Source organism: Caloramator sp. CAR-1 (assembly GCF_030546345.1).
GTDB lineage: Bacteria > Bacillota > Clostridia > Clostridiales > Caloramatoraceae > Caloramator > Caloramator australicus.
On sequence record NZ_JAUONW010000005.1, the window covers coordinates 1 to 12,702 of the forward strand.

Consider the following 12,702-nt stretch of genomic DNA (forward strand, 5'->3'; position numbering starts at 1 on the left):
GAATTTAGAAGGATGTTAGAATATAAAGCAAGATGGTATGGCAGAGAAATAATAATAGCACCACAAAATTATGCATCAAGTCAAACATGTAGTGAATGTGGATATAAAAATCCTGATGTAAAGAATTTAGCATTGAGAGAATGGAAATGTCCAAAGTGTGGTGCAGTTCATGATAGAGATATAAATGCAAGTAAGAATTTGCTAAAATTAGCCATGTGATTGGTATATATGGGGAAGGAACAGCCCTTTGAGCGTGGGATAACTTACTCCGCTTTGAGTATTGACCACGAAGCCACCACTTCTATAAGTGGGGTAGTTCACTGCATTTTAGGACGAAAATTTTGCATTTTGGGTTTAATTTTTTACAATTTACCCCTCGATAATTGTCGGAAAAATTTGATATGTGATAGCATAAAGGTGATAAAAAATATAGGAGGGGTATTATGTTATCCTTTATTGCAGGTATTGTAGTTTTAGTTTTAGGTTATTTTATTTATGGTAAATTTATTGAAAATCTATTTGGAGCTAATGAAAACAGGAAAACTCCAGCATTTACAATGCAGGATGGAGTAGACTATGTTCCAATGCCTACATGGAAGGTTTTTTTAATTCAGCTCTTAAATATTGCCGGCTTAGGACCTATATTTGGTGCAATTCAGGGGGCACTCTTTGGACCGGTTGCGTTTTTATGGATAGCATTAGGAAGTATATTTGCAGGAGCTGTTCATGATTATTTATCCGGTATGATTTCAGTAAGACATAACGGCGCAAGCTTATCAGAAATTCAAGGGGTTTATTTAGGTAAGAAAATACAGAATATAATGAGGGTATTTACAATAGTTTTACTTGTTCTTGTTGGTGTTGTATTCGTTACAGGACCTGCAAAGCTACTTGCAGCAATAACTCCTGATTATATGACATTAACCTTTTGGGTGGTTGTTGTATTTGCTTACTATTTCCTTGCAACTATTTTACCTATTGATGTTATTATAGGTAGGCTTTATCCACTATTTGGTATTGCCCTTGTTATAATGGCAGTTGGAGTAGGTGGAGGAATTCTATTAAAGGGTTATCATATTCCTGAAATACAATTTGTTAATATGCATCCTAAGAACTTACCAATTTTCCCAATGATGTTCATAACAATTGCTTGTGGTGCTATTTCAGGTTTCCATGCAACACAATCACCACTTATGGCAAGATGTATGGTTAATGAAAAGGAAGGAAGAAGAGTATTCTACGGTGCTATGATAGCTGAAGGAATAATAGCTATGGTTTGGGCAGCTGCGGGTATGGCCTTCTATGGAGGTGTTCAGGGACTTGCTGGAACTTTAGGAAAAGTTGGCCCAAGCGGTGCGGTTCTTGAAATTACAAAGACTCTTTTAGGACCATTAGGCGGTGTTCTTGCAATGCTCGGTGTTATTGCTTGCCCTATAACATCAGGTGATACTGCTTTTAGAGGCGCAAGACTTATGATTGCTGATATGATAAATTATAAGCAAGATAAAATATCAAAAAGATTACTTTTAGCAGCACCTTTATTTGCAGTAGGTATAGCGTTAACATTTATTAACTTTGATATAATCTGGAGATATTTTGCTTGGGCAAACCAAACTCTTGCAATGGTTACCCTCTGGGCAGCTGAAGTTTACCTTGTGAAGAAGAATAAGAACCACTGGGTTGCAACTATTCCAGCAACATTTATGTCCTATGTAAGCTCAAGCTATATATTACAGGCAAAGGAAGGGTTTAAACTTCCAGCAACAATGTCAAACATAGCAGGGATTTTAATAGCAATAGCTTTACTTGCAATATTTATGACAGCAGGAAAAAGATTTGCACAAACTATAGAACTTGAAGAAACAGCATAGTTAAAGGGACGGTTCATAAGAAATATTAATTTTTTAGCAAATAAGCACATATTTAGATATAAACACCCCACTTTTCATAGAGTGGGGTTTAATATTATAGTAAAAGAATAAAACGGAAGATTTTAAGAATGAAGAAAGGCATGTGAATCATTAATATGGAAAAAATTTACATAAGTAATTATATATACTATAATTATATTATATAATCGTTTTATTTAATGTTTTTAATTTAAAGTCTAGAAGGAGGAGGGGTTATGAGGAGGTTAACATCCATTTTGTTAATTTTGTTATTTTTGTTTAACTTTTCGAAGGGGGTTTTTGCTGAACAAAATGGAATTAATTTTAACTATGCCTAATCTATTACCTTCAGAACCGTATGCTGAAATTATATATGAATCTGTAAAAAAAACCTATAACAATAATGATGTTAAGATTGCTGCTGAATTTATAACTTCCTTCTTAATTAGTAAGATTCCGGTTAAAATAACTAAAAACTTTTTGTTAAATTTTGTATTAAACAAATTAACTTCTTGGACAGATGTAATTAAACCAACCTATGTTGAAGCATGGGGGTGGAGGACTTACAGTTATTCAGAAAAGTGCTATATTTATTATGTGACATTAGTTCACTATTCTGATAGTTCTTTTACGAAACCAATTCACACTAGTGTAATTGAAGTAAAAAGGGAATATTAATTTTACTATATATCTTTATTTTAAAAAGGGGGAAAAGAATTGAAGCTTAATAAACACTTTTATATTTACGAATTTTTAGTATTATTTGTATGTTTAATAGCCTACATTATAAAATATAAAGTTGATAATCCAATTACTATATTCTTAGCGATATTTATTTTTGTTGTTATGTTGGCATACTATAGAAAGTTAAGTAATTTTAAAATCTTTAAAAAAATAAAAGCAAATAAAATTTATTATTATTTATTTATTATATTATCTATTATACTTATTTATTTTACTTGGTCTAAACCTAATGCAATTATATTATATATACTAATATTAGCTTTTGAAATATTAATTATAGGGGACGGTTCATAAATATTTAAGTAAAAGAATCAAATACAAGATTCTTAGAATATTATAAAGTTTATGAACCGTCCCTTTCTTTTTTTGGGAAGAAGTGATAAAATAAAGTAAAAAACAAAGGAGTGGTCTTATGGTATCAGAAAGATTGTTTAACGCTCTAAACGATCAATATAACTTCGAGTTATATTCTGCTCATATTTATGTGGCTATGGCAGCATATTTTGAAGACCAAGATTTAGAAGGTTTTGCTAACTTTTTTAAGGTTCAAGAGCAGGAAGAAAGATTCCATGCATCAAAGTTTTATACATACATAGCTGAGAAAAATGGAAGGATTAGGGTGGATGGCATTCCAACACCAGAAAATGATTTTGAGTCGATTATAGATGTATTTAAAAAAGCTATTGAACATGAAAGAAAGGTTACAGAAAGAATATACAATCTTATGAATATAGCAATGGAAGAAAAGGAACATGCAACAGTTAGCTTTTTGAAGTGGTTTGTAGATGAGCAGACAGAAGAGGAGGCTATGTTTAATAAGATTATTAAAAAGCTTGAGAGGATAAAGGATGACCCAAATGGAATTTATATGCTTGATGCAGAACTTGCACAAAGAGTTTTTACACCACCAGCTAATGCGTGAAAATTAGATTTTTGTCTATATTTAGGGTGGGCAATTTACCTAAATGCCCACCTTTCTTATTAGGGACGGTTCATAAAAATTATAAATTTATTTCCTTAATGAATTAATAACTTAAAGTAAACGTTATTAGTATTTTGATAAAATTATGAACCGTTTCCTGAAATTTTATTCGTTACTAATATCTCCATTTTGTATTTTTTGATATACATAGAATGGTATTCCAAGAAGCATCAATATGAAGCCATACATAACAACTTCTGCACCCGTTCCATAGATTGCATAAATAGAGTATGCAAAAGCTAAAAGCGCTATAAATGAACTTTTAATAAAGTTCCAGAGATTAAAGTTTTCGGACTTATTTCTCAAAAGAAGTATTTCAGCTGCAGCAGTAAATGAATATGCAGGTAAAAATGCTAAAGTCGCAAGTAAAAGCATAAAGTTAAATGCAGCTGTAAGGCTCGATACATAGTTCATTATAAGAAGAATATTTGCTGCAATACCGCTTATAATTAGTGATGCAGAGGGAGTATTATATTTAGGATGAACCTTTGCAAAAATCTTTGGGAACATTTTATCCTCTGCAGCAGCAAAGGAGCTTCTTGCAGTTACAAGAATCCATCCTGAAGTTGCACCAAGGGTTGATATAAGGGCACCTAAAGCTATAAAGGTTCCTCCCCAAGTTCCACCTGTTGCAAAGTTTATTATATCCGCTAAAGGAGCGTTAGACTTTGCAAGTTCAACCTGAGGCATCGCGCCTATTGCAAAGATGCTTATTAGGATGTATATTAAAGCTGTAATTAATGTTCCGTAAATTGTGCTAAGCCTTATATTTCTTTCAGGGTTTTTAATTTCTCCAGCTGGAATTGTTGCACATTCAAGTCCGACAAAGGACCAAAGTGTAATTGCAATCGCTGCAGGGATTGTTGACATTCCAGCAACCTCAGGTGCTGAAACTGTTGAGAAATATGAAGGATTAAAATGCATAGCAGCAATTATTGCAAAAACAATTAATGGAACGATTTTTAGAACTGTTGTTATGATACTTACTATTCCAGCTTCTTTGACACCTTTATAATTGATGTAGGTTAATATCCATAGAATTGCTGAGGAAGCTATAAATGCAGCAGCTCTGTTATTACTGAAAATCGGGAAAAAGTATGAAAGATAATTCATAAGTGCAGTGATAATAGCTGCATTTCCTACCCAAGAACCAACCCAATATGTCCATGCAATTAAAAAGGCAGCAAATTTTCCAAAGGCCGCTCTTGTGTAAACTATAGGACCTCCAGTTTGAGGCATTTTAGCTCCTAGCTTTGCAAAGCTTAGAGCAATAAGCATTGAACCTAAAGCTGTAATTAACCAAGCTATTATAGTTGCCTTTGGATTTGAGGCAGCCGCAAGACCTTGTGGAGCCATAAATATTCCAGAACCGATCATATTTCCAACCACTATCGCTGTCGCAGCTACAAGACCTAATTCTCTTTTAAGATTAGTATTATTGTTTTCCATTTTCTTCACCTCGATATATTTTTTTCTGCCCGGGCGTTTTTTAAAAATTATATTAATAAATATACAACAATTTTCGACAAAGTCAATATATAAATTTATAAATATGCAAAGTTTTTATATTCAAAATTGGATGAATTGTGCAAAAATATTTGAACTAATGAATAAATATTATAAAATATTCTATTTGAAGTTTGAATATAATCATTTATAATTATTTTTATAAGACTTTTTCCTTTGGAGGTGTTGACATGTCAAAATCAAAAGTGTATTTTACGGATCTTAGAACTAAACCTGGTTATAATATGCTCGACAAACTTGAAAGACTTGTAAAATCTGCTGGAATAGAAAAAATAGATTTTAAAAATAAATATGTAGCCATAAAAATTCATTTTGGTGAACCGGGCAATTTAGCATATATAAGACCTAACTATGCCGCAAGAATAGTAAAATTAATAAAGCAGCTGGGGGGTAAACCCTTTTTAACGGATGCTAATACCTTGTATACAGGAAGAAGACATAACGCATTGGACCATCTTGATGCTGCTTATGAGAATGGATTTAACCCATTAACTGTGGGTTGCCAAATAATTATAGCTGACGGTTTAAAAGGAACAGAGTATAGAGAAATTGAGGTTAATTTAAAGCATACCAAGTCAGCCAAAATAGGCTCGGCAATTGCAGATGCCGATATTATAATTTCCATGAATCATTTTAAAGGACATGAAATGACGGGATTTGGAGGAGCTTTAAAAAACATTGGAATGGGTTCTGGTTCAAGAGGCGGAAAGCTATTTATGCATTCCTCATCTAAGCCTGTAATAAAGCTTAAAAACTGCGTTGGTTGTGGAATGTGTGTAAGAAGCTGTGCCCATGATGCAATTACTTTAAATGAAAATAAAAAAGCTGTAATTGATTACGAAAAATGTGTAGGATGTGGGCAATGCGTTGCTGTATGTCAATTTAATGCTGCGCAGGTTAAATGGGATGAAGCAGCAGTTGTTGCAAGTGAAAAGATAGCTGAATATACATATGCAGTATTAAAGGATAAACCCCATTTCCATATTAATTTTATTATGGACGTTTCACCAAATTGCGATTGTTGGTCAAACAATGATATGCCGATTATTCCTAATTTAGGAATAGCTGCATCCTTTGACCCAGTTGCACTTGATAAGGCGTGTGCTGATATGGTAAATAATGCACCAATGCTTCATGGATGTGCCCTCGAATCAGTTGAGCATGTTCATGTAGATGGGGAATTTGATAAATTTACAAGCCTTTACCACAAAACAGATTGGAGAGCTACGTTAAAGCACGGAGAAGAAATTGGACTTGGAAGTCTTGAATATGAGCTTATTAAAGTATGAAAAGCTGCCAAATGGCAGCTTATTTTAATTCAATTGCATTGTTATAATCCACCTTAAAATATTCATCCTTGCTGATTGCAATATGACCTGATTCATAAGGTCTTCCGTCTAAAGAAATATATACTTTATCAACGTTATAATAATCACCAAGGGTATTCACAAGACTTTGAATTATCATAGCCTCAAGGGAGGAACCTGCATTCATATCGCTTACAAATTCCTTTGATAAATCGATATAAACTTTATTTTCATTTGGTATTAAATATAAGCTATTTATTTTTGAATTAGGACCGAGTATCTTAGTTAACCCTTCCTTTGGAGGAGTTTTAAGAAAAGATTCAAACTTTTGAATTACAGTATCATTTGTTTTGAATTCTAATTTTTGTTTTACAAAAGCTATTCTATCATTTTCAAAATCAGGGTAGTAAAATTTTACGGTTTGAACAACGGGAATATCTTGTTCTATTTTTTCAATGGTAGTTTCTATTTTATTTCCGTTAAAGTCAAAAACACTTTTTACATGGCCGACATTTATAACATAATAGTCATAGGTTTTATAATCCTTACCTTCTGTCGTAACCTCCAAAGCCTTAAAGGAACCATAAGGGGTTACTATTTCCTTTTCTAAATCAGAAATATACCTTTTATTTCCTTCCCTTGTTGTCCAGGTTGTTCCAACTTCAATTGGTTCTTTTAAAAGAATTTCATAATTTGAGTTTTGAGAATCTATTATATTGTCCCTATAATAGAATTCCTCTTGAGATCTTATAAACCTAAGTTCTCCATCTTTGATTTCATAAACTTGAGCTAGAGTTGTTCCAGGGTTTATAACTCTAAGCTGAATACGATTGTCCTTTATAAAATCCACATAAACATCTTTTTCGGCATATTCATTGCCTATACCTTGGTATTTCATTCTTCTATCAGCAACAAAGGGGAAATAATCTTTAACAGTGTATTTTTTAGATGGTTCATTATTTTGATTTGTATTTGGCAACTTTTGAGCACAGGATATAAAAAACATTGATATTAAGAATATGACAAATATTTTTTTCATACGAACTACTCCCTTCTAAAATGGAACCTTAATTATATTATTACACTAATTAGCTTAAAAGTCTACAAAAAAAAGGAATGAGCTGAAAGCTCATTCCTCCTCTATACATATTTGCTTTTTTGATATAGCGTAAATTGTTTTATAGGATATTATTACTACTAAGAGAATTATCAGAAGGAAAATAGCTGTAAACAATGTTTTGAAAAATATAAGCTTTGTATTATTTAGCATTACAAAGGTTGCAACCGAAAAGGCTGAAAGTGGAAAAATGTATGCCCACCATGATAGATAGAATTTTATTTTTGTAAACATTTTATATTGCGAGAAAACTAATAACAAAGTAAATAATGCAAAATAATACAAGATCCTAGCAAAGTTATCTATACCTTCAGTTAGTTTAAAATATGCTATCAATCCAACCGAAGGTGGAGCAATAAGGATAAATAGCGTTGGCATTAGTTTTTCCGGTAGATTGTTATGAAAAATTATTCTATACAAAAGCATCGTTAAAAAGGGAAGATAAAAAGCAATCCCTATACTAAAAAAGAACCATAAAATTTCCTTTGAAATAAATTTTGTTCCTGCTATTGGAACTAATAAATTACCTAATATTGGGATAAACCAAGCAGGATTAAAATGTTGAATTTGAAAATTTGTGTGCTGGACCCATTTAGTTATTGTGTTTAAAGAGAAAAATAGATGCAGTGGAGCACCAATAAAAAATAAAGTTTTTGAAATAGATGCATCGATTTCTAAAAAGGCAATAGAAAGCAAAAGCATACTTATAGATATAGTTGGAACAAACGCCATTCTTATTGGATGGTTGAAGTCTCCTTTAACTTCATCATTATATTTAATAAATTTTAATACATATGTTAATAATATTATAAGAAATAAAGTTAAATCAATATAACCTAATGGGTGGCTCAGTTTAAAAGTTTTATAAATTATTTCAAACTTTTGCATTGCTATTATAGATCCTGAAAGACCCATAATAATTGAAAAAAATGATATTGGAAAATGTTTTAAACGTGAAGTTGTCATATATTTACCCTCCTTAAAAATGTTATTATAGGCATATGTTCAAAATAAATTATATTAAAATTATGGGTATATGTCAAATTATTGTTTAAGATTATTGAAATAACAAAAGCAATAAAATATAATTAAATTAAACATATACCCAAAATAAAAGAGGTGATCGTATGAAAATTGCTATTGCTGTAATTGGCAACGAAGTTTCACAACATTTTGGCCAAAGTGAGAGCTTTTATATTTATGAAGTTGAAGGAAGGGAAATAAAAGCGAGGGAGATAAAAAAATCACCAGGACATGGACACGCTTTAATTGGAGGATTTTTAAAGGAAAATGAAGTAGAGCTTGTAATTTCAGGCTGCATGGGTGAGGGTGCCTTTAATGGTTTGAAGGCCCAAGGAATAAAAGTATTGACAGGTGCAGAGGGAACTCCTGATGAGATAATTAAAGATTACATTGAAGGCAAACTAAACTTAAAAGAAGATGGATGTATCCATGCCGGTGGACACCATCACGGACATCATTAATTAAAGGGGCTAAAATTAGCCCCTTATACATCCATATTTTAATATTTCTAAATATTCATCTATATCCTTTAATATTCTTTCTGTATCTATTACTATATTCCCCTCATTATCCATATTCTCCTTCATATATTTATTGCCGTAATTTTCTAAGGTCCAAACTATTGTTTCTACTGCTTTGTTTTTATCTATACCATCTCTAAATTTTGAATAATCGATATTAGCAAATAAAAGTTTAAATCCTTCTTGAGCATAATTTTGATATCTTTTTAAGACTTCTTCTTTTACTTCCTCAGGAATATCTGAAAAGGCTCTTATTAAAAATTTGCTCTCTAAGGATAGCTTTTCAAATATATTAAGCTTAGCAACCTGCCAATTTTTTAATCTCTCAAAGAAATCCCCTATATTCATATCTGCAGTTTTAAAAAATTCATCGAAAATTACTGGAATTACATAATCGATGAGATATAAATATAATCTCTTTTTATTTTTAAAATAGTGAAACAGAAGGCCCTTTGAAATTTCAGCCTTTTCAACTATTCTATTAGTAGATGCCTTTTCATATCCATTGTTTGCAAACTCCTCAAGGGCTGCTTTAATTATTTTGTTTCTTTTTTCTTCTGAAAGTTTTTCAAATGCCTTTAACAAGTTGATCTACTCCCTTTGTGTTTTAAGTGCTTCCGACATAGGAATTTTGAATATATTTTTCTTTGAGAAATATTTTGAGACTTCAAAGGTAATATAAAGAATTAAAAATCCTAAAATTATGGAAACAGTGTTTAGCTTTAACGGAAAAGCAAAGTCAATGTTTTGAGCAAAGCTGTTTAACAATGTATCCATTGACTTTATTAACAATGGGATGGAAAGAATGAAACCTATTATAATAGGAATAGTGAAGGTATTTAAAATTAAATCGTTTATTTCTTTGTGAGTATAACCTAATATTTTAAACATCGATATATTGGTTTTATTTTCTTCAATCGAAAGTCCTGTTACTACATATATTACAATAAGAGCTATAAAAAATGCAACAAAGGATACAAGTCCTAATGAAACTCTAAGAGGATTTATTATAGCTTTAAAAGCCTCTTTAATATCATTTTTGGTTTCAAATTTTAATATTTTTTCCTCAGGAATGTTTAATTTTTCCTTTGAAAAAATTCCAATAAAGCTGTTGGAATCAAATCCTAATAGATTGTTTAGTTGAGAAAGCGGCATATAAATATTGTTTCCTGTATAGATTTCAGCAATTTTATCTATTTTTATAGTATAATCATCGTTATTATATTTATTTGTGATTACTATAGTATCTCCCTCTTTTACCTTTAATGTTTTGGCAAGAGGTTTAGTTATTATTACATTATTCTTTGAAATAGGATTACTATTTTTATCGACGAGATTTATATATTGTGAATTTGGGTTTATTCCAAATACAACAAAACTTTCTACCTTTCCATTAACCTTAAAAACAGAAAAGTTATATTCTTCGCCTCCATAGATGTTACTAGTCTCATAGGACTTTAAAACATAATTATACTCGTATTTAAAAACATCATTTAAACTTTGATTTAAAAGATAGTCTATAGAATTTCTATATAAGAAACCTAAAAGAAGGAACATCGAGGCAAGTGTAATTCCAAAGATTAGGACAAAGAGCCTTGGAATGCTTTTTGCGATTTCCCTGATTTTAAATTTTGCAGGAAATCTCAGCTTTTTTAAGTTTAGACTTTTTTCAATAAAACCAACTTTAGAATTCTCAGTTTTTCCTCTCATCAATTTTACAGGCGAATATCTTAATGCTTTAAATAAGACTATCAGGATAGTTGGAATTATAAAAATATAGGGGATTAATAAACTGCCTAGGATATACTTATAATCAAAGGAATTATCTATAAGAGGAATGTTAAAATAAAAAGTAAAATACTCTGATAAAGGCTTAACCAAGAATAGTCCAAATATTGTTCCAATTATTCCTCCAGTTAAAGCGATTATATTAACAAAGGACAAATAGTGCAGTCCTATTTCCTTTTTAGAATATCCTAAAGCATATAAAGTTCCAATCTGAGTAAATTCGGTTTTTATCATTCGCCAAAGGACAACGGCAACCAGCAGGGAGGTTAATAGGAGAATCATAGCAGGAAGAGCGATTGCCATCTTTGCTGAGCCCATAAGCTTTGCATTTACAAAGGAGAATCTTGGGTTGTCGTTAATTTCCTGCCAGAATATTATGAAATGATTCTCTCCAAGGTATTCTTTGATTTCTTCTAAACTATTAGAGTGAGATTTTAAAAGATAGTAGACAGTTCCTTTAATAGGCATTTCATTCATCGCTTTATCTGATATTATAGCAGTTCCAAATATCTTATAATTGACCATAATATCTCCTTCGGATTTTAAAGGATATATATAATCTGGCATTGCAAAGAATCCAACTATTGTAAACTCTTTATCCAAAATATTAATCTTATCACCTAAATTATATCCGTTGGTTTTTGCAAAGTTAGGCTCAAGGAGTATTTCGTTCATGTTTTTAATATCATTGCCTTCTACTATATATGGAATATTTACTTTGCTTGTTTTTTCAAATACTCTAATGGTAGTATTTTCACTTATATTAGTATCAAACTGACGTCTTGCCTCTATGGAAATATTAAATTTGTCCTCAAGCTTCTTTATATCATCGATAGGCCTTTGCAGTATTGCCTTTGCATCTTCAACCTTAGTTTTTTCTAAAAATAAATCCTTGTTTTTCTCAACGTTTTTCATTGCAATATTTAAATTAGAATAAAGCAAAGAACTTAACATAACAAGCACTATAGAGCCTATATAAATAGCCTTTTGCTTTAACAGAACCCTAAAAATTCTTTTATTTAAAATCATTACCACTCAACTCCTTCAGCAGAAATTTTTGCTGAATTAACCTTGTCTTCCACAATTTCACCACTTCTTAATCTAATAATTCTATCTGCCATTCCACTTATTGCAGTATTGTGGGTTACGATGAATATTGTAGTATTGTATTCCTTGTTTATTTTTTCAAGTAGCATTAATATTTCTTTTGCAGTTTTAAAGTCAAGGGCACCGGTGGGCTCATCGCATAGAAGTATTTCGGGATTTTTAGCAAGGGCTCTTGCAATTGAAACCCTTTGTTGCTCTCCACCGCTTAATTCCTGAGGAAATTTATCTTTTTTATCTAGCATACCGACCGAATCTAATACTTTTTCAAGGCTAAGGGGGTTTTTGCTTATATTTGCAGCTACCTCTACGTTTTCGTAAACATTAAGGTTGGGAATGAGATTATAAAATTGAAAAACAAAACCTATCTTGTTTCTTCTATAAAGAGTTAGGTCCTTATCACTTAGCTTAGAAATATTCATATCCCCAATTAAAATATCTCCGCTATCAACCCTATCAATTCCTCCGATTAGATTTAAGAGTGTTGATTTTCCTGAACCTGATGGACCAAGAATTGTAATTATTTGTCCTTTGTTTACATTAAAAGAAATGTTTCTGAGGGAAAAGACTACATTTTTGCCACTTGTAAATTCTTTGTTTACATTGTGAAGTTGAATAAACATTAAATCACCCCTTTAATATAATTGACCATATGGTCAATTATATTATATACCTTTTTTTGTAAATAATCAATACCTAA

General features: G+C 31.2%; 13 protein-coding genes. 7 read left to right on the forward strand and 6 right to left on the reverse strand.

Annotation, left to right across the window (positions count from 1 at the left end):
* The 5 genes from Q3V94_RS00995 to Q3V94_RS01015 all read left to right on the forward strand — a co-directional run.
* Positions 1-219: zinc ribbon domain-containing protein (locus Q3V94_RS00995; protein WP_303524659.1), on the forward strand; the 219-nt coding region annotated here is incomplete at its 5' end.
* A 224-nt stretch (positions 220-443) separates the two neighbouring features.
* Positions 444-1,871, forward strand: a complete 1,428-nt coding sequence (locus Q3V94_RS01000; RefSeq protein ID WP_303524661.1) for a carbon starvation protein A — start codon at positions 444-446, stop codon at positions 1,869-1,871.
* A 330-nt stretch (positions 1,872-2,201) separates the two neighbouring features.
* A complete protein-coding gene (locus Q3V94_RS01005) occupies positions 2,202-2,567 on the forward strand; it encodes a hypothetical protein (protein ID WP_303524663.1) in 366 nt (121 codons plus the stop codon).
* A 39-nt stretch (positions 2,568-2,606) separates the two neighbouring features.
* A complete protein-coding gene (locus tag Q3V94_RS01010; RefSeq protein ID WP_303524664.1) occupies positions 2,607-2,927 on the forward strand; it encodes a hypothetical protein in 321 nt (106 codons plus the stop codon).
* A gap of 118 nt (positions 2,928-3,045) precedes the next feature.
* Positions 3,046-3,555: a ferritin gene (locus Q3V94_RS01015; RefSeq protein WP_008909263.1), complete on the forward strand. Its 510-nt coding sequence runs from the start codon at positions 3,046-3,048 to the stop codon at positions 3,553-3,555.
* A 165-nt stretch (positions 3,556-3,720) separates the two neighbouring features.
* Here the strand turns inward: Q3V94_RS01015 and Q3V94_RS01020 are convergent, their stop codons facing one another.
* The gene (locus Q3V94_RS01020; protein WP_008909262.1) at positions 3,721-5,064 is read right to left on the reverse strand and encodes an amino acid permease; all 1,344 of its coding nucleotides are present in this window, start codon (positions 5,062-5,064) and stop codon (positions 3,721-3,723) included.
* A 248-nt stretch (positions 5,065-5,312) separates the two neighbouring features.
* Between Q3V94_RS01020 and Q3V94_RS01025 the strand changes: the two genes are divergently transcribed.
* A complete protein-coding gene (locus Q3V94_RS01025) occupies positions 5,313-6,431 on the forward strand; it encodes a DUF362 domain-containing protein (protein ID WP_008909261.1) in 1,119 nt (372 codons plus the stop codon).
* A 19-nt stretch (positions 6,432-6,450) separates the two neighbouring features.
* Here Q3V94_RS01025 and Q3V94_RS01030 read toward each other — a convergent pair whose 3' ends face one another.
* Together Q3V94_RS01030 and Q3V94_RS01035 are read right to left on the reverse strand one after the other, a co-directional pair.
* Positions 6,451-7,488 (reverse strand): GerMN domain-containing protein, encoded by a 1,038-nt coding sequence (locus tag Q3V94_RS01030; protein ID WP_303524666.1) that lies wholly within the window; start codon positions 7,486-7,488, stop codon positions 6,451-6,453.
* Between the two features lie 90 nt (positions 7,489-7,578).
* Positions 7,579-8,532 carry an SLAC1 anion channel family protein gene (locus tag Q3V94_RS01035; protein ID WP_303524667.1) on the reverse strand — a complete coding sequence of 318 codons (954 nt, stop codon included), beginning with the start codon at positions 8,530-8,532 and terminating at the stop codon, positions 7,579-7,581.
* Between the two features lie 161 nt (positions 8,533-8,693).
* Between Q3V94_RS01035 and Q3V94_RS01040 the strand changes: the two genes are divergently transcribed.
* Complete coding sequence (locus tag Q3V94_RS01040; RefSeq protein ID WP_008909258.1) at positions 8,694-9,050, forward strand: NifB/NifX family molybdenum-iron cluster-binding protein; 357 nt, start codon at positions 8,694-8,696, stop codon at positions 9,048-9,050.
* A 15-nt stretch (positions 9,051-9,065) separates the two neighbouring features.
* Here Q3V94_RS01040 and Q3V94_RS01045 read toward each other — a convergent pair whose 3' ends face one another.
* Genes Q3V94_RS01045 through Q3V94_RS01055 form a run of 3 tightly spaced genes read right to left on the reverse strand, consistent with a single transcriptional unit; the run spans position 9,066 to position 12,625 of the window.
* A complete protein-coding gene (locus Q3V94_RS01045) occupies positions 9,066-9,695 on the reverse strand; it encodes a TetR/AcrR family transcriptional regulator (protein ID WP_303524668.1) in 630 nt (209 codons plus the stop codon).
* Between the two features lie 6 nt (positions 9,696-9,701).
* Positions 9,702-11,927 carry an ABC transporter permease gene (locus tag Q3V94_RS01050; RefSeq protein ID WP_303524670.1) on the reverse strand — a complete coding sequence of 742 codons (2,226 nt, stop codon included), beginning with the start codon at positions 11,925-11,927 and terminating at the stop codon, positions 9,702-9,704.
* On the reverse strand, positions 11,927-12,625 hold the full coding sequence (locus Q3V94_RS01055; RefSeq protein ID WP_303524672.1) for an ABC transporter ATP-binding protein: 699 nt from the start codon (positions 12,623-12,625) through the stop codon (positions 11,927-11,929). Before Q3V94_RS01055 ends, Q3V94_RS01050 begins: the two co-directional genes overlap by 1 nt.
* Positions 12,626-12,702: the final 77 nt, after the last annotated feature.